This is a genomic window from Bacillus sp. 205(2023) (genome assembly GCF_037027485.1).
Classification (GTDB): domain Bacteria; phylum Bacillota; class Bacilli; order Bacillales; family Bacillaceae; genus Bacillus; species Bacillus halotolerans.
This window is the reverse complement of record NZ_JAXCHF010000001.1, coordinates 431,429-449,395: the sequence shown is the minus strand read 5'-3', so window position 1 is coordinate 449,395 and position 17,967 is coordinate 431,429. Positions and strand designations below refer to the sequence as shown.

Sequence of the window (17,967 nt, the reverse complement as noted above, 5' to 3'; positions counted from 1 at the left end):
AAGAACCTCTGCTCATTCTCTGATTTTCATGATTTTATAATAGAATAAACATTTGTATCATAAGGGACACCGCTTTGGTACATATATTGTCTTAATACGCCTTCTTTTTCAAATCCCATTTTTAACAGCAAACGATTTGACGCTTCATTAGTTCAAGGATATCAAAGCCGAAAGACACAATTTCTAAAATGGCTTCTGACGCATAGCCGTTTCGCCAATTCGCCGGGCTGATTTCATAACCGATTTCTGCACGTTTATGCTTGGGTGCCAAAGCATGAAAGCCAATCGTACCGATGAGTTCTTTGGTGTCTTTTCTTTCAATTCCCCACCGTATTCCCCGCTTTTCTTGATAATTATCGGCAAACTGATGAATCATTGTTTTTGCCTGCTCTATACTTTCAAAGGGATCAAGTCCGTAGTAGCGTGTGACGTCATGGTTTGAAAAACAAGTAAAAATGGCTTCCGCATCTTTCTCTGTCATCTCTCTTAGAATAAGCCTGCCGGTTTCTAATACAGGAAACACCCAATCCCTCCCTTATGATGTATGTAGGTTTATCATATCCCTTTTATTTCCTCTTTTCTATAACGACGAAATCGAATTTGATGAAGCAAAGGAGCGGATTTGTTTTTCTATTTCCTCTTTGTTTTTATTAAATTGTTTCGTTCGATGGCCGTTCGCGCCCGATGGGTGAGGGAAGCCGTGTAGGCAGGTCAGCCGCCATTTGCTGTTTTCCCTGATCAGTGTTTCACAGACTGTTTCGGCTGCTTTGCCTAGCGGGATAAGAAGAGCAGGGCCCGATAGCTTTTCAAGTTCAGCGGGAAAATGCTTATATGCATAAGTGCTTAGCATAGATGAGCGGGGGATAGCCGGACGATGTCCTGTATAGTTTTTCTGCTGAATGAAAACAGGGTATTTGATAACAGAAGTGGTGTGAAGCATATGGCGCAAGTCGCCGAAAAGCTGTGCGGCGCTTTGAATGCCTAAAACCTGCGGCAGCCCGCATTGATCCAGCATCGTAATCAGGTTATCTCTCATAGTTCCAGAAAGTCCTGCCGCTTTTTTGGTGTCTAAAGCGATCTGTTCTAGAGATCGGCCTTTGCGCAAGCTTTCTGCGGCTGTTTCATAAGCTGTTTTCATCTGTGAAAAACCAGGCGTTATGCCTGTAATCACAATCGAAGCATCTTGATTGATATATTCATTATGAGGTGAATAGTACATTTCAAGCGCGTTTTCTTGGTGTATGCGAAATGGGGAAGTAAGCACATCCGTTTTCGAAAGCGGTCTTGATACCGGAAGAGTATTTAGTTTCTCTGCAAATGCTGCTAAACCGCTGCGGTTTCCAATCATGGGTGAACCTCCCTAAAAATGATATCCCATTGTCCATTTTAAACGTCACAACGGGATATCATCCATATTTAACCTCTATTCAAATGTCCTGCGTGCCACACCTCTTTAACTGCTTGAGGGGCTTCTTTCACTTCAGCAGCAGTCTGCTGCAACGCGGTTTTTTTCATTTCAACATCGTACTGAATCATTTTTTGTTTTTGAGACAGCTGCTGTGCTTCCGTTTTTACCATTTCAACTTGTTTTTGCATGGATTGCGTAACTGCAGTGAGTTCCTTCATGGCGGGATCTATTTTCTTCTTGTTTTGAATCGCATTTATCCCTAAGTAAATGATTGAAATGGCTATTACTGCGATACTGATATAAACGATAACCATATGTTCACCCCTTTTCTAATGTCATACCCTATTTCGCCTATTTTAAGCAGGTGAAATGATAGTTGCGCAGTTCATATCATTTGCGTATTGGTTTTCTTGTGCTTATAATGTGTTATCGTACATATGTAAACAAAGAAAGGGTGCTTCAATTGCAAAGTTTACAAAATAAAACTGCTCTTATCACAGGCGGAGGCAGAGGGATTGGACGCGCGACAGCTCTTGCGCTTGCGAAAGAAGGCGTAAATATCGGTTTAATCGGACGAACTGCCGCCAATGTTGAGAAAGTCGCAGAAGAAGTAAAAGCACTTGGTGTGAAAGCTGCGTTTGCCGCTGCGGATGTAAAGGATGCGGCGCATGTTGATCAAGCTGTGGCTTCTATTAAAGAGGAGCTTGGCGAGATTGATATTCTCATTAACAATGCGGGAATCAGCAAATTTGGCGGATTCTTAGATCTATCCGCTGATGAGTGGGAAAATATCATTCAAGTGAACCTAATGGGTGTATACCATGTTACTCGTGCGGTGCTTCCTGAAATGATTGAACGCAAAGCTGGTGACATTATTAATATTTCTTCTACAGCCGGCCAAAGAGGAGCAGCTGTCACAAGCGCTTACAGCGCATCCAAATTTGCCGTTCTTGGGTTAACGGAATCTCTCATGCAAGAAGTGAGAAAGCATAATATCAGAGTCAGCGCGTTAACGCCGAGCACTGTCGCAAGTGATATGTCGATTGAACTGAACCTGACAGACGGCAATCCTGAAAAGGTTATGCAGCCTGAGGATCTGGCTGAATATATGGTGGCTCAATTGAAATTAGATCCGCGTATTTTCATTAAATCTGCAGGATTGTGGTCTACAAATCCGTAAAACGAAAGCCTGTCTAGCGACAGGCTTTTTTTATTTGAATTCAATCCGCACAGGTAAATGTTTAACACCAAACACGAAAGGACTTGGTACCGCTTCAAGTTTCTGGTCATCATCAGCTTTTTTAATATAAGCTGACATAGACAAGAGGGAGGAAAGAGCGATTTTTGCTTCGAGCCTGGCCAATGGTGCGCCGAGGCAAAAGTGAATTCCGAACCCAAAGCTGAGATGGGGATAGGAGGGACGGTTAATGATAAAACGATCAGGTTCAGAAAATTTAGCTTCATCCCGATTGGCTGACGCGACCCAGCTGATAACGGAAGATCCTTTCTTTATAAATGCTCCGCCAAGCGCTGTATCTTCTGCTGCAACTCGTCCGATGGCTTGAACAGGCGGATAATAGCGGAGTGTTTCTTCTATTATATTAGGCACATAGTCTGTATTCTGTCTTATCTGTTGTTGCATGGCTGTGTCTTCCGTGATATAGCGAACAGCATTCGCGATCAAATTAGTAGTCGTTTCGTTTCCCGCGACAAGAAGTAGAATGCAAAAACCGAGCAGCTGCTCTTCTGTTAGATATTCTCCATCGACTTCTGACTGCAAAAGCATCGTAATCAAATCTTCTTTTGGCTGGGCTCGTCGTTTTAATAGAATGTCTCTAAAATAGTTACTTAAGAAAGCGTGGCCGTCCCGGCGTTTTTGAACCATGTCAGCGACAGATTTGTCTGAACTGTCCTTCGCTCCGGCTACGAGCACGTCGGAGTATGTTTTGATGATGTGCCGGTCTTCAATCGGTGCCCCAAGCATTTCAGCAATGATAATAACAGGAAGGGGGCCTGCTATATCATCTATCATATCGATTGTGTCTTTTTGCCGCGCCTCCTGTAAGAGGAATGCTGTAACGTCTTTTATGCGGGTTTCGATTCGTTTCACTGCCTTTGGAGTAAACGATTTGTTGACGAGTGCACGTAATTTGGTATGTTTCGGAGGGTCCATTGTTAAAATGCTTTCTGCCTGTATGCCGCGTTTGGATGAAAAAAGTTTGGGATTTTTCAGGACGAATTGTACGTCATCATACTTAAAAACATCCCAGCAATCACGCTGTTTGTCATAGCGGACAGGAGACGATTTCCGAAGCTTTTCATAAATCGGGAAGGGGAAAAGACGATCCTTTTCGAATTGCAATTCTTGCATGGGAATCAAGTTGGCGTAACGTTCTTCTTTGGCAGGGCACGCTGTTTGCTTTGTCATTTTATCATCTCCTTTATCGATACGTTATCAAAGGCTGTTTTTCAATTCAACGGACATATATTGAAGAAAATGTAAACCGGACAATAGTTTTAAATTGAAGATCATAGTGAAAACAAGTTATAATGAACCAAACAAACTATGTACCAAATGTTCATTTAATCTTTTTTTATTCCCTCCAGCCATACAAACACCAAACACAAAATAACTTGATTATCATGTTATTAATAGAAGAAGGAGAACAACAGGAAAAAATTGAATATTTAGTACATGGTGTTCTCAGTTTACAGAGAAGGGGTGCAGACCGATGAAAGAAGAAAAAAGAAGTTCCACTGGATTTTTAGTCAAGCAGCGCGCGTTTTTGAAGCTTTATATGATTACCATGACTGAGCAGAAAAGACTTTACGGGTTAAAGCTTCTGGAAGTGCTTCGATCAGAATTTAAAGAGATTGGTTTTAAACCAAACCATACAGAGGTTTACCGGTCTTTGCATGAGCTTCTTGATGATGGGATATTAAAACAAATCAAAGTAAAGAAAGAAGGGGCTAAGCTCCAAGAAGTGGTCCTCTATCAATTTAAAGATTATGAGGCAGCCAAGCTGTATAAAAAACAGCTGAAAGTAGAGCTGGATCGCTGCAAGAAACTGATTGAAAAAGCACTGTCAGATAATTTTTAACATAGAAAACACCCGGCATAGTCACGAGTATCGGGTGTTTTCTGTTTTTCATTATACATATTTGTCGAAATGAAACAATACAAATCAATAGTGACCTTCAAACTTGACATCATTTCCTCACGTGGTAACATTTTAAACGTGTGAAAATACGAACAAAAAAGCGAACAAAGGAGATGTTACCGATCTTTGATCAAAAAAAAGTAGCTTTTATCGGAGCCGGATCTATGGCGGAAGGAATGATATCAGGTATCGTTCGTGCCAATAAAATCCCAAAACAAAACATCTGCGTTACAAACCGCAGCAATACAGAGCGATTAGCTGAGCTTGAACTTCAATATGGAATCAAAGGCGTGGCGCCGGATCACTTATGTATTGAAGACATGGATGTGCTCATTTTGGCGATGAAGCCAAAAGATGCCGAAAGCGCTCTGTCATCATTAAAAACACGCATCCAACCCCATCAATTAATTTTGTCGGTGCTAGCCGGCATAACCACCTCTTATATTGAACAATCATTGCATAATCAACAGCCGGTTGTCAGAGTAATGCCTAACACATCAAGTATGATCGGCGCTTCTGCAACTGCCATCGCACTTGGCAGGCATGTAACAGATGATTTAGAAAAACTGACGGCGGCTTTGCTCGGCTGTATGGGTGAAGTGTATACAATCCAGGAAAATCAAATGGACATTTTCACAGGAATTGCCGGCAGCGGCCCTGCGTATTTTTATTATTTAATGGAATTCATCGAAAAGACAGGCGAGGAAGCGGGCCTTGATAAACATTTATCACGAAGCATCGGTGCACAGACACTCTTGGGTGCTGCAAAAATGCTGATGGAGACAGGAGAACAGCCTGAGGTGCTGAGAGATAATATCACCTCGCCAAATGGAACGACTGCTGCCGGATTGCAGGCCTTGAAGAAGAGCGGCGGAGGAGAAGCCATTTCTCAAGCCATTAAACATGCGGCTAAGCGTTCAAAGGAAATCAGCGATGATATCGAAAAAACAGCGGCACCGCTATAAAACAGGAGTGATAAAGTGACGTCTGAAACAGAAATGAAAAGAGTTGTCGTGAAGATCGGCAGCAGTTCATTGACAAGTCTTCATGGGGAAATCAGCATTCGCAAACTGGAAGCTTTAGTGGACCAGATCGCCAAACTAAAAGACGCCGGATATGAAGTCATCCTGGTTTCTTCCGGCGCAGTAGCTGCAGGGTATCGCAAGCTCGGATTTCTTCAGCGACCAGAAAATCTGCCTGAAAAACAAGCGTCTGCTTCAATCGGTCAAGGGTTGCTGATGGAGGCTTATTCAAAGCTGTTTTTGGCGCACGGTTATGTGGCTTCCCAAATTTTAATTACAAGAAGCGACTTTTCTGATGAATACCGATATCACAATGTTCGGAACACAATGAATGTACTGCTCGAACGCGGTATTATCCCGATAATTAACGAAAATGACACAGTGACCGTCAATCGGCTTAAGTTTGGCGATAATGATACACTCGCGGCCAAAGTCGCCGGATTAATCGATGCGGATCTGCTTGTGATTTTATCTGATATCGACGGTTTATATGACGGCAATCCGCGAAATAATCCAAAAGCGAAAAGGGTGCAGCGAGTCAGTGAGATTACACCGGAAATTGAAGCGTCTGCAGGCGATACAGACAGCGAGGTCGGCACCGGAGGCATGCGGTCCAAACTGGATGCGTTTAAAATTGTGATGGCATCCGGCATAAAAGGATTTCTTGGCCAGGCAGACGTTGCAGATATATTATATCAAGCTGTTCATGGAGAGGCGGAAGGCACCTATTTTGAAGCTGAGGGAACGCTTCCATTGAATCAAAAAGAGCAGTGGATCGCTTTTAATTCCGGACCAGAAGGTGAAATTGTTTTATCAGATGACTGTTCCCGCCAAATAGCTGACGGTCAATCGCGTATATACCCAGATGGTGTAAGGGAGATTAAAGGAAAATTTAAAAGCGGTGCTGTTGTCCGCCTTACTGATTCTCATGGTGAAGACATCGGCCTCGGGATCGTCAATTATTCTTCCTCGCAGCTTGAGACACCCGAAAAAAATAAAGGCATGAAAAACAAAGCGGTGATTGATCCAGAAGCGTTTGTATGCCATGTGGATTTATCTTTGCCTGTATATTAATAGAAGAAATACACGGGAACAAAAAACCCGAACTTCTCCAGAGAAGCTCGGGTTCTTTTTTATTGATACTGTTCCAATTTCGAGAAAAACTGAATGACAAACTCATAAAAATCCTGCGCTGACGGTGCAAGCTCTCTGTTTTTCGGCTTAATAATCCCGACAGTCCGTTTCACTTGAGGAAACTCAATTGGAATTTTCACAGTAAATCGGGGTGTCGTTTCAGCAAAAGTGCTCTCCGGCAGAAGGGTGACACCCATACCTGCGGACACCAATCCTTTGATAGCGTCCAAATCCTCACCCTCTGTAGAGACAAGAGGGGCAAACCCGGCTTGTTTGCAAGAGTCAATCGCCATTTTTCTGAGCACAAATCCTTCCGGAAACAACACAAATTGATCGTTGCGCAAATCGATTAAATGGACCGTTTTTTGTTTGGCGAGCGGATGATTTAAAGGTACAAGCGCATAAATTTTTTCCGTGAATAAAATATTTCCTGCTATGTCTGGAAAATTCGTCGGCACCGGGCCTAATAACGCTAAATCGATATCGCGGTTTCTGACAGCTTCAATCAGAAACTTATAAGAGCCTTGGCGCAGCAAAAACTCTACGTGCGGATATTCTTCTTTAAATGCCGAAACGACAGTCGGCAGAAGCTGACTGGCGAGGCTTGTAGGAAAGCCGATTTTTACGGTTCCGCGATGCGGGTCAAGGTACTCATCAATTTGTTCTTTAGCATAATCGATGGCTTTCATCGCTGTTTTGACATGAATTAAAAATTCTTTTCCAATCGGAGTGAGTTTGATATTTCTCCCTTCACGCTCAAATAAAGTAACATTTAATTCTTCTTCAAGGTTTGCAATTTGTCTGCTTATTGCTGATTGGGCCACATGCAGATAATCAGCGGCTTCTGAAACGTGTTCCCGTTCAGCAACCTCCATAAAATAACGCAGTTGGCGCAGCTCCATGTAAGTCTCACATCCATCTATCTCATTTTGAGATTCTTTTGATCTAAATTATATATTGTTTATATCGTTTTGAAAACCTACAATAATATTAGAGTTGTTAGATTTTATGACCGGTATTATCGGAAACTGATCGGGGGAGAGGAATTATGACTTACAATCAAATGCCAAAAGCTCAAGGTCTCTACCGTCCTGAATTTGAACATGATGCATGCGGAATCGGCCTATATGCGCACTTAAAAGGCAAGGCGACACATGACATCGTCAAACAGGGGCTGCAGATGCTTTGCCAGCTCGACCACAGAGGAGGTCAAGGCAGTGATCCGGATACGGGAGACGGCGCCGGCTTACTGGTTCAAATCCCTGATGCTTTCTTTAAGAAAGAGTGCAAAGACATCAATCTGCCGGAAAAAGGACGTTACGGGGTAGGAATGGTCTTTTTCTCGCAGAAGGAAGATGAAAGAAAAAAAATCGAAAAGCAAATCAATGCACTGATTGAACAAGAAGGCCAAGTTGTGCTTGGATGGAGAACTGTACCTATAAATGTCGGAAAAATCGGAACAGTAGCACAAAAAAGCTGTCCGTTTGTCCGTCAAGTATTCATTGGCGCAAGTTCTGACCTGAAGGATGATTTGTGCTTTGAGCGAAAATTGTATGTCATTCGTAAACAGGCTGAAAACTGGGGAGTAACGGAAGGTCTAGATTTTTATTTTGCCAGTCTTTCAAGCCAAACTATTGTTTATAAAGGCCTTTTAACACCTGAACAGGTTGATGCGTTTTATTCCGATCTGCAAGATGAGGCATTCGTATCCGCTTTTGCACTAGTTCATTCACGCTTCAGCACTAATACCTTCCCTACATGGGAAAGAGCTCACCCAAACCGTTATTTGGTTCACAATGGTGAGATTAACACCCTTCGAGGAAATATCAACTGGATGAGAGCTCGTGAACAGCAATTTGTATCTGAAAGTTTTGGTGAGGATCTCAATAAAATTCTTCCGATTCTGAATGCTGACGGCAGTGACTCTTCCATTTTAGATAACGCATTTGAGTTTTTCGTTATGGCGGGACGCAAGCCGGCACATACGGCGATGATGCTGATTCCTGAGCCATGGACAGAAAATACGCACATGTCTAAAGAAAAAAGAGCGTTTTATGAGTATCACAGCTCATTAATGGAGCCTTGGGACGGTCCGACTGCCATTTCATTTACTGACGGAAAACAAATCGGCGCAATACTCGACCGAAATGGTTTACGTCCGGCCCGTTATTATGTGACAAAGGATGATTATATTATTTTCTCATCTGAGGTCGGCGTTATTGAAGTTGAACAGGAAAACGTTTTATATAAAAATCGCCTTGAACCAGGAAAAATGCTTTTAATTGACCTGGAAGAAGGCCGCATCATTTCTGATGAAGAAGTAAAAACACAAATCGCAACTGAATATCCGTACCAAAAATGGCTTGAGGAAGAGCTTGTGCAAGTGAATCCTGATCCGGAAACAAGAGAGGAAGAGCAGTTCACGGATCTTCTTACGCGTCAGAAAGCGTTTGGATACACATATGAGGATATTCAAAAATATTTAATTCCTGTTATTAAAGAAGGAAAAGATCCGCTCGGCTCAATGGGGAACGATTCGCCGCTTGCTGTTTTGTCTGATCGCCCGCAATCGCTGTTTAACTACTTTAAGCAGTTGTTTGCACAGGTTACCAACCCGCCAATTGACGCGATTCGCGAGCAGCTCGTGACTTCAACAATGACTTGGCTCGGAGCAGAAGGCGACCTCCTTCATCCGAGTGAACGGAACGTCCGCCGAATCAAGCTGTATACACCCGTGTTATCAAATGAGCAGTTTTATGCGCTGAAAACAATCGTCCATCCTGATTTAAGAAGCCAAAAAATAAATGTGCTGTTTTCAGAAGATCTTGAACGCGGGTTAAAAGACATGTTCACCCAAGCTGAGAAAGCAATCAGCCAAGGCGTCAGTCTTTTGATTTTGTCCGATAGAGCAATGAATGAGCAGTTAACGCCAATTCCGCCGCTGTTAGCAGTCAGCGCACTGCACCAGCATTTAATCCGAAAAGGATTGCGCACGAAAGTCAGCATTATCGTTGAATCGGGAGAAGCACGTGAAGTTCATCACTTCGCAGCTCTAATCGGCTATGGTGCTGATGCTGTCAATCCTTATCTGGCATATGCGACCTACAAGCAGGAAATTGACGAAGGCCGCTTGGATATCAGCTATGAAGAAGCAGTCAGCAAGTATGGAAAAAGCATTACCGAAGGTGTCGTAAAAGTGATGTCGAAGATGGGGATTTCTACGGTACAGAGCTACAGGGGCGCCCAAATCTTTGAAGCGGTAGGAATCAGCCGTGACGTAATTGACCTTTATTTTACGGGAACAGCATCACAGCTCGGCGGCATTGACTTAAATACCATTGCCGAAGAGGCGCAGCGCCGCCACCAGGAAGCGTATAAAGATGACTACAGCAAAACGCTTGAACCGGGAAGTGACTTCCAATGGAGAAACGGCGGAGAGCATCACGCATTTAACCCGAAAACGATTCATACCTTGCAATGGGCGTGCCGCAGAAATGATTACAATCTGTTTAAACAATATACGAAAGCGGCAGATGAAGAACGAATCGGATTCCTGCGAAACTTGTTCTCATTTGACGAAAACCGCAGGCCTCTAAAAGTGGAGGAAGTAGAATCTGCTGAATCGATTGTCAAACGTTTTAAAACAGGTGCGATGTCATTTGGATCATTAAGCAAGGAAGCCCACGAAGCATTAGCGATTGCGATGAACCGCTTGGGTGGAAAAAGCAACAGCGGTGAAGGCGGAGAAGATCCAAAACGCTTTGTGCCTGATGAAAACGGCGATGACAGAAGAAGTGCGATCAAACAAATTGCATCCGGACGATTCGGTGTAAAAAGCCATTACTTAGTCAACGCCGATGAGCTGCAGATTAAAATGGCGCAAGGCGCAAAACCGGGAGAAGGCGGACAGCTGCCAGGCAATAAAGTGTATCCTTGGGTTGCCGATGTCCGCGGATCAACACCTGGGGTCGGATTGATTTCACCGCCTCCGCACCATGACATTTATTCAATCGAGGATTTAGCCCAGCTGATTCACGATTTAAAAAATGCGAACCGTGATGCAAGAATCAGCGTGAAGCTGGTCTCAAAAGCTGGTGTCGGAACGATCGCTGCAGGTGTTGCTAAAGCAACTGCAGATGTCATCGTTATCAGCGGTTACGACGGAGGTACAGGTGCTTCACCCAAAACAAGCATTAAACATACAGGGCTTCCGTGGGAGCTTGGCCTTGCAGAAGCGCACCAAACCTTAATGCTGAACGGACTCCGTGATCGTGTTGTATTAGAAACAGACGGAAAGCTTATGACAGGCCGCGACGTCGTCATGGCCGCATTGCTCGGCGCCGAAGAATTCGGTTTCGCAACTGCTCCGTTAGTTGTTCTTGGCTGTGTTATGATGCGCGCCTGCCATTTGGATACATGTCCTGTCGGGGTAGCGACTCAAAATCCTGAACTTCGCAAAAAGTTTATGGGAGATCCTGATCATATTGTGAACTACATGTTGTTTATCGCTGAAGAAGTCCGTGAATACATGGCCGCATTAGGGTTTAAAACTTTCGATGAAATGATCGGCCGCACTGACGCACTTAACGTGAGTGAGCGGGCGAAGGCGCATTGGAAAGCGAGCCAGCTTGATTTGTCCACACTTCTTTATCAGCCGGAAGGCGTACGGACATTCCAAACGCCGCAAAACCATAAAATTGATCAATCGCTCGATATCACAACGATTCTTCCTGCAGTAAAAGATGCCATCGAATCGGGAAAAGAAGCTGATATTTCAGTTGAAATCAATAACACAAACCGTGTAGCAGGCACTGTAACAGGCAGTGAAATTTCGAAACGTTATGGCGAAGAAGGACTTCCGGAAGATACGATTAAGCTGCAATTCACAGGATCAGCCGGCCAAAGCTTTGGAGCGTTCGTTCCAAAAGGCATGACGCTTTATTTAGACGGAGATTCAAATGACTACGTCGGAAAAGGTCTGTCTGGCGGAAAAATCATTGTCAAATCACCGGAAGGATTCAACTCCGAATCACATGATAATGTAATTATCGGCAACGTAGCATTCTATGGCGCGACGAGCGGAGAAGCATATATTAACGGCCGTGCAGGTGAACGCTTTGCCGTTCGGAACAGCGGTGTGAATGTTGTTGTTGAAGGCATCGGTGATCACGGCTGTGAATACATGACAGGCGGAAGTGTTGTCGTACTGGGTGATGTTGGCAAAAACTTCGCTGCTGGTATGTCCGGCGGAATCGCGTATGTATTGGCCGAAGATGTAAAAGCATTTAAACGCAAATGCAACCTTGAAATGATTTTGTTTGAGTCATTAGAAGATGAAAAAGAAATTCAACAAGTTAAAGCAATGCTTGAAAAGCATGCTGCATATACAAACAGCCAAAAAGCAGCAGACCTGCTTGAACAGTGGGAAGACAGCGTGAAAACATTCATTAAAGTGATTCCGAAAAACTATAAACAAATGCTTGCGAGCATCGAAGAGCAAAAAGCTGCGGGCTTATCTGAAGAAGAAGCCGTCATGTACGCGTTTGAAGCCAATACGAAACCAAAGCAGAAAAAAGCGCCGGCGGGACAAAAACAAGCGGTAGTACAGTAAGGAAGGGGAGAGGAACATGGGGAAACCAACTGGATTTATGGAAATCAATCGAGAAAAACCAGCTGAGCGAGACCCTCTCACTCGCTTAAAGGACTGGAAGGAATATTCTGCTCCTTTTTCAGAAGAAGCGTCAAAACGGCAGGGAGCGCGGTGTATGGATTGCGGTACACCGTTTTGCCAGATCGGTGCTGACATTAACGGATTTACATCCGGCTGTCCGATTTACAACTTAATTCCTGAATGGAACGATCTTGTCTACCGAGGCAGATGGAAAGAAGCATTAGAACGGCTTGTAAAAACAAACAACTTTCCTGAATTCACAGGGCGGGTTTGTCCCGCTCCTTGTGAAGGGTCATGTACACTAGCGATTTCCGACCCGGCCGTATCGATTAAGAATATTGAACGGACCATAATTGATAAAGGGTTTGAGAATGGCTGGATTCAGCCTAGAATTCCGAAAAAACGAACAGGCAAAAAAGTTGCCATCGTTGGGTCGGGCCCAGCCGGACTTGCGAGTGCTGACCAGCTGAACCAAGCTGGACATTCTGTCACTGTATTTGAACGCGCAGACAGAGCGGGCGGACTTTTAACATACGGCATTCCAAACATGAAACTTGAAAAAGGAATTGTCGAACGCCGCATTAAGTTGCTGACGCAAGAAGGAATCGATTTTGTTACAAATACGGAAATTGGCGTTGATATAACGGCTGATGAACTGAAAGAGCAATTTGATTCCGTGATCCTTTGCACAGGTGCTCAAAAACAGCGCGATCTGTTAATCGAGGGACGCGAATCAAAAGGTGTTCACTACGCAATGGATTACTTAACGCTTGCTACAAAAAGCTATTTAGATTCTAACTTTAAAGACAAGCGATTCATTGATGCGAAGGGGAAAGATGTTATCGTGATCGGAGGCGGAGACACAGGAGCTGACTGTGTGGCTACCGCTTTGCGCCAAAAAGCCAAAAGCGTGCACCAATTCGGCAAACACCCGAAACTCCCTCCGGCTCGCACGAATGATAATATGTGGCCTGAACAGCCGCACGTCTTTACGCTTGAATATGCATATGAAGAAGCAGAAGCAAAATTCGGAAGAGATCCGAGAGAATATTCGATCCAAACAAAAAAATTGGTTGCCGATAAAAACGGCAAATTGAAAGAGCTCCATACGATTCAAATGGAGAAAGTGAAAAATGAGCATGGAAAATACGAGTTCCGTGAACTGCCTGGAACTGAAAAAGTATGGCCTGCTCAGCTCGTCTTTATCGCTATCGGCTTTGAAGGCACAGAACAGCCGCTTTTAAAACAATTTGGTGTTGATTCTAATAACAGCAAAATCAGCGCAGCATATGGGGATTATAAAACAAATATCGATGGTGTTTTCGCCGCAGGGGATGCAAGAAGAGGCCAAAGCTTAATCGTATGGGCGATTAATGAAGGCCGTGAAGTGGCGCGTGAAGTTGACCGATATTTGATGGGGAGTTCAGTTCTTCCGTAAATAAAGGGGATTATATAAAAAAAAGAAACCGGACTGTTTGTCAGCCGGTTTCTTTTTTAATCTATTGTGATCCCGATGTTCCCAAACTGGCTGCCTTCCTGCATTCTGGTATATGCTTCATGTGCTTGTTCTATAGGATATGTCCGGTCAAGCACGGGCCGAAGTTTATGTTTTTCCATGAAATGCAGCATTTCACGGAATTCATCACGGCTTCCCATTGACGTTCCCACTATATTGATTTGCGGAAAGAATAAAGAACGCAGCGGAAAACTGAGATTATCACCCGAACTTGCACCAAAGCTGACAATACGGCCGTTCGGTTTAACATGGTCAAAGTATTCTGAAAAGAGGGCCGGCCCTATGCTATCGAGAATGACATCAGCTTTTTGTTCTTGAAGAGGTTCAGACCAATTGCTGTAACTGTCAAAAGCGTGGTCAGCGCCTAATTGTATTGCTCTTTTTCTTTTTTCCTCGCTTCGAGAAGTTACGCTTACAGTTGCTCCAATCGCTTTAGCTATTAATAGCGCGTAGGTTGCAACGCCGCTTCCAATTCCGGGTATCAAAATATGCTCGCCTTTTTTTAATTGGGCCTTTGTAAAAAGTGCTCGATATGCAGTCAGAGCTGATAATGGCAACACGCCTGCTTCCTCCCAGGATAGATAAGAAGGTTTTTTCACTGCGTTTTGTGAAGGAATGATCACATATTCAGCAAGTGTTCCGTTTGAAGGGCCTCCCAAAATATCCGGAACAGGAGGTACATCATCTGTTACTTCCCAATTCAAAGTCGGTAAAATCACTACTTCTGTTTGAACAGCGAGATTATCTACACCTTCACCGACCGCTTCTATAATGCCAGCACCGTCAGAGCCCAGAATAAACTCAGGATCTTGTTCAGTTTTATTTTTCATGAGAAACAGGTCCCGATGATTTAATCCCGCCGTTTTCAACTTTACTTTCACTTCTCCGTATCCGGGATTTTGAGAAGGAATGTCCTGATACGCTAACCCCCGAAGTCCGCTTTTTCCGTTATGAATAACCGCTTTCATGCCGTCTGCCTCCTATATTCCTCGTAATCTATGATCTTCACATATTTTACACAGCGGTTTTCTTCAAGTAAAATGAACAAAAATGATTGCCGGTATCACTTTTAATCATAGCAAGAAGGTGACAGCGTGTGGAAAGCGGAGAATTAAAGATATTCCGGGCTGTTGCCCGTGAAGGAAGTATAACAAAAGCAGCCCGGCAGCTGAATTATGTTCAATCTAATGTAACAGCCAGAATCCATAAGCTTGAGACAGATCTGAATATTAAGTTATTTCACCGGACAAATCGTGGAATGAAGTTAACGGCTGCGGGGGAAAACCTATTACAATACGCAGATCAAGTTTTATCATTATTGGACGAAGCTGAGAAATCAGCGCAGTTAAGTCAGCATCCAAAAGGGCCGTTACGGCTTGGAGCATTGGAAACAACAGCGGTCACTCACCTGCCTGAACATGCAGCTTCATTCCTCAGACGTTTTCCTGAAGTTGATTTATCAGTGAACACAGGTGATACGCACAGCTTGGTTCGGCAAGTTCTAGATCATAAGGTGGATGGCGCTTTTGTGTACGGTCCTGTTGAATACACGAATATCAAACAAATTCCTGTTTCCCATGAGGAATTGGTGTTGATTTCACCGGAGGAAGGGGCGATAAAGGACATGTTTCGGCTGCCGATGCTCTTTTTTGGAACCGGCTGCTCTCATCGCGATAGGGTCAAAAGATTATTGGAGGAAGCGGGTATTCAACAGCAAAAAATCATAGAATTTGGCACATTGGAAGCCGTTATCAGAGGAGTTTCCGCTGGTTTGGGAACGGCGTTGCTGCCAAAGTCGGCCATTGCCTGCTCTGTCCATCGCCAAAGGGTGTACGTTCACCAGCTTCCCGCATCATATCAGGATATGACGATCGTGTTTATTTACAGAAAAGACTTTTTTATGACCAGTGCATTTCAGCGGTTTATTGCAGAATTGAATGAAACCAAATTGATCCCATCAGTCTAATCAAGAAGAGAAGATTCAACAATAGGAGGGGAGGCGGGATAGATTTTTGTTTTCGTAAGCTGGAGAGACTGTTTTCAAAAAAACAAAGAAGCTTTAAGTTCTATGAATTAATTAGCTGATCAAACCTTTATGTGTTTCGAATTGTTATCTGGCACATGTCTGGATGTTATATTGAAAGGTATTCATACCGACCGTTAAGGAGTTTGCGAGGACCATAGACAAGATTAATCGTTCACAGCAAAAAAACTGTACTCGGCAAAAATGAGTACAGTTTTTCTTTTTTATTTATGTTTTAAATTAATTCCGATCGCTGCGCCGTTTCTGCTTGAATCGGCTACTCCTTTGAAGGTGCCGTTTTCACGGTCGATAAAAATGCTTTGCACATTTCCGATGTCCACTGGACTTGTGCCGAATTTATGGCCCATGTCTTTTAATTTGCTGAGTACATTCTCTGGAACTCCGTCTTCGTATCTGTAGGAGCTCATACTGTTTGTGTAAATTCTCGGCTCTTCAACCGCTGCTTTTAACTCCATTCCATATTCTATATTATAGAGGATGGTTTGCAGCACGGAAGAAATAATCGTTGCCCCTCCAGGAGATCCGACGGTGAGAACTGGTTTGTCATCTTTAAACAAAATCGTCGGCGTCATGCTGCTTAATGGCCGCTTGTTCGGCTGAACTTCGTTGGCTCCGCCTGGAACCGCATCAAAATCTGTTAGTTCATTGTTTAAAATGACGCCGTAATCAGGAACCATAATGCCTGTGCCAAACAGCTGTTCAATTGTTGTTGTATAGGAAACAACATTGCCCCAGCGGTCCGCGACGGTAAAGTGTGTCGTTTGGCCGTCTACTTTATCATTCGGCTGTTCGACTTGCTTATAGTTTGCGGTTCCTTCTTCGTATTTCCAAGGATCACCGGCTTTTGGTTTTTTGTTGACTTCATCTAAACTGATTAATTGCTGGCGCTCTTTTATATAATCGGGGTGAAGCAAACCTTTGAGAGGAACATTTACAAATTCGGGATCGCCTGCATAAGCCGCGCGGTCAGCGTAAGACAAATGCATGGTTTCAGCGAGCAGATGGTATTTTTCCCATGAGCGGATATCATATTGTGAAAGGTTAAAATCATCGAGAATGTTCAGCATTTGCAGCAAGAAAACTCCGCCAGAGCTTGGAGGAGGAGTCGTTGCGATTTGATAGCCTTGATATTCTCCCCAAATTGGTTCGTCAATTGTAATGTCGTAATTTTCTAAATCTTTTTCGGTCATTGATCCCCCAAAATCCTGAACAGTATCAGAAAGGGCTTTGGCAAATCTGCCTTCGTAAAAGGCGTCTATGCCTTTCGAACGAATGAGCTTAAAGGTTTTGGCCAGATCTTTTTGAATGAGCGTATCGCCTTCTTTAAGCGGCTCGCCATTCGGCAGAAATACATCCTTAGCGGCAGTCCGTGATAATTTTTCCTGATAATCAGAAATCGCATCTGCTAACACTGAATCAATCGGAAAGCCTTTATCAGCGAGTTTAATAGAGGGGGAAATTAATTGTTTCATCGAACGGGTTCCCCATGTATCCAAGGCTTTTTCCAGCCCTTTCAGTGTACCCGGAACACCAACGGCAGTACCTTTTGTGACACGCTCGGAGAAAGGTATCGCTTTGCCGTTTTCATCGAGAAACATATACGGAGTTGCGCCTCTGGGAGCGCGTTCGCGGCTGTCAATGATCGTCGTATCTTTTGTTTTTCCGTCATACACCATCATAAAACCGCCGCCGCCAATACCTGACATCATCGGTTCTGTGACATTAAGCGCAAACTGAATGGCAACCGCCGCGTCAATGGCATTTCCGCCTTTTTTCAGGACGTCAGCTCCGATCTCTGAAGCGAGAGGATGCGCAGTCGCAACCATTCCGTCTTTGCCTACATCTACTTGTTTGTACTCGTCATAGCCTTTGGGCGGCTTTTTAGCTTCCGCGTGAAATGGAGCACTTCCAGCGACTAACAGAACACTAAGCAGGGCTGCTAAACAGACGTTCCATGTTTTTTTCATGTTCTCCCTCCTATTAAGCTGTTATGTTACAATCTTAGCGTAAA

The 17,967-nt window shown here is 43.8% G+C and carries 12 protein-coding genes and 2 pseudogenes; 7 read left to right on the top strand and 7 right to left on the bottom strand.

All coding sequences use genetic code 11. From position 1 onward, the window contains the following. Positions 1-26: 26 nt before the first annotated feature. The 3 genes and pseudogenes from WA325_RS01875 to WA325_RS01865 all read right to left on the bottom strand — a co-directional run bounded on the left by WA325_RS01875 (position 27) and on the right by WA325_RS01865 (position 1,722). A pseudogene (locus WA325_RS01875) lies at positions 27-523 on the bottom strand (GNAT family N-acetyltransferase). A gap of 43 nt (positions 524-566) precedes the next feature. Continuing rightward, a pseudogene (locus tag WA325_RS01870) lies at positions 567-1,348 on the bottom strand (hypothetical protein). 68 nt (positions 1,349-1,416) lie between these two features. Then, complete coding sequence (locus tag WA325_RS01865; RefSeq protein ID WP_105955718.1) at positions 1,417-1,722, bottom strand: DUF948 domain-containing protein; 306 nt, start codon at positions 1,720-1,722, stop codon at positions 1,417-1,419. Positions 1,723-1,871: 149 nt separating this feature from the next. Here WA325_RS01865 and WA325_RS01860 point away from each other — a divergent pair, with 149 nt between their 5' ends. Continuing rightward, positions 1,872-2,588, top strand: coding sequence for a 3-ketoacyl-ACP reductase (locus WA325_RS01860; RefSeq protein WP_059293344.1), 717 nt, complete (start codon positions 1,872-1,874; stop codon positions 2,586-2,588). A 30-nt stretch (positions 2,589-2,618) separates the two neighbouring features. Here the strand turns inward: WA325_RS01860 and WA325_RS01855 are convergent, their stop codons facing one another. Further along, positions 2,619-3,836 (bottom strand): cytochrome P450, encoded by a 1,218-nt coding sequence (locus WA325_RS01855; RefSeq protein WP_202853184.1) that lies wholly within the window; start codon positions 3,834-3,836, stop codon positions 2,619-2,621. 304 nt (positions 3,837-4,140) lie between these two features. On the opposite strand from WA325_RS01855, the gene rtp reads away from it, so the two are divergent. The 3 genes from rtp (at position 4,141) to proB (ending at position 6,665) form a co-directional block, all read left to right on the top strand. Continuing rightward, entirely contained in the window at positions 4,141-4,509 is a 369-nt protein-coding gene (rtp, locus tag WA325_RS01850; RefSeq protein WP_010334473.1) for a replication termination protein, read from the top strand. A 146-nt stretch (positions 4,510-4,655) separates the two neighbouring features. Next, positions 4,656-5,534 carry a pyrroline-5-carboxylate reductase gene (proC, locus tag WA325_RS01845; RefSeq protein WP_101863279.1) on the top strand — a complete coding sequence of 293 codons (879 nt, stop codon included), beginning with the start codon at positions 4,656-4,658 and terminating at the stop codon, positions 5,532-5,534. Between the two features lie 15 nt (positions 5,535-5,549). After that, on the top strand, positions 5,550-6,665 hold the full coding sequence (gene proB / locus WA325_RS01840; RefSeq protein WP_336183129.1) for a glutamate 5-kinase: 1,116 nt from the start codon (positions 5,550-5,552) through the stop codon (positions 6,663-6,665). Between the two features lie 59 nt (positions 6,666-6,724). Here proB and gltC read toward each other — a convergent pair whose 3' ends face one another. Next, on the bottom strand, positions 6,725-7,627 hold the full coding sequence (gene gltC / locus WA325_RS01835) for a glutamate biosynthesis transcriptional regulator GltC (protein ID WP_024121635.1): 903 nt from the start codon (positions 7,625-7,627) through the stop codon (positions 6,725-6,727). A gap of 146 nt (positions 7,628-7,773) precedes the next feature. Here gltC and gltB point away from each other — a divergent pair, with 146 nt between their 5' ends. Together gltB and gltD are read left to right on the top strand one after the other, a co-directional pair. Then, a complete protein-coding gene (gltB, locus tag WA325_RS01830; RefSeq protein ID WP_336183128.1) occupies positions 7,774-12,336 on the top strand; it encodes a glutamate synthase large subunit in 4,563 nt (1,520 codons plus the stop codon). A 16-nt stretch (positions 12,337-12,352) separates the two neighbouring features. Beyond that, positions 12,353-13,834 carry a glutamate synthase small subunit gene (gene gltD, locus WA325_RS01825; protein WP_336183127.1) on the top strand — a complete coding sequence of 494 codons (1,482 nt, stop codon included), beginning with the start codon at positions 12,353-12,355 and terminating at the stop codon, positions 13,832-13,834. 56 nt (positions 13,835-13,890) lie between these two features. Here the strand turns inward: gltD and WA325_RS01820 are convergent, their stop codons facing one another. After that, complete coding sequence (locus tag WA325_RS01820; RefSeq protein ID WP_336183126.1) at positions 13,891-14,880, bottom strand: zinc-binding dehydrogenase; 990 nt, start codon at positions 14,878-14,880, stop codon at positions 13,891-13,893. A 128-nt stretch (positions 14,881-15,008) separates the two neighbouring features. Between WA325_RS01820 and WA325_RS01815 the strand changes: the two genes are divergently transcribed. Continuing rightward, complete coding sequence (locus tag WA325_RS01815; RefSeq protein WP_336183125.1) at positions 15,009-15,878, top strand: LysR family transcriptional regulator; 870 nt, start codon at positions 15,009-15,011, stop codon at positions 15,876-15,878. Between the two features lie 281 nt (positions 15,879-16,159). Here WA325_RS01815 and ggt read toward each other — a convergent pair whose 3' ends face one another. Beyond that, positions 16,160-17,923 carry a gamma-glutamyltransferase gene (ggt, locus tag WA325_RS01810; RefSeq protein WP_336183124.1) on the bottom strand — a complete coding sequence of 588 codons (1,764 nt, stop codon included), beginning with the start codon at positions 17,921-17,923 and terminating at the stop codon, positions 16,160-16,162. Positions 17,924-17,967: the final 44 nt, after the last annotated feature.

Coding starts and splice junctions, on each gene's coding strand:
- rtp (WP_010334473.1), top strand. CDS start 4,141: ATGAAAGAAGAAAAAAGAAGTTCCACTGGATTTTTAGTCAAGCAGCGC.
- ggt (WP_336183124.1), bottom strand. CDS start 17,923: ATGAAAAAAACATGGAACGTCTGTTTAGCAGCCCTGCTTAGTGTTCTG.
- WA325_RS01855 (WP_202853184.1), bottom strand. CDS start 3,836: ATGACAAAGCAAACAGCGTGCCCTGCCAAAGAAGAACGTTACGCCAAC.
- gltB (WP_336183128.1), top strand. CDS start 7,774: ATGACTTACAATCAAATGCCAAAAGCTCAAGGTCTCTACCGTCCTGAA.
- gltD (WP_336183127.1), top strand. CDS start 12,353: ATGGGGAAACCAACTGGATTTATGGAAATCAATCGAGAAAAACCAGCT.
- WA325_RS01820 (WP_336183126.1), bottom strand. CDS start 14,880: ATGAAAGCGGTTATTCATAACGGAAAAAGCGGACTTCGGGGGTTAGCG.
- gltC (WP_024121635.1), bottom strand. CDS start 7,627: ATGGAGCTGCGCCAACTGCGTTATTTTATGGAGGTTGCTGAACGGGAA.
- WA325_RS01865 (WP_105955718.1), bottom strand. CDS start 1,722: ATGGTTATCGTTTATATCAGTATCGCAGTAATAGCCATTTCAATCATT.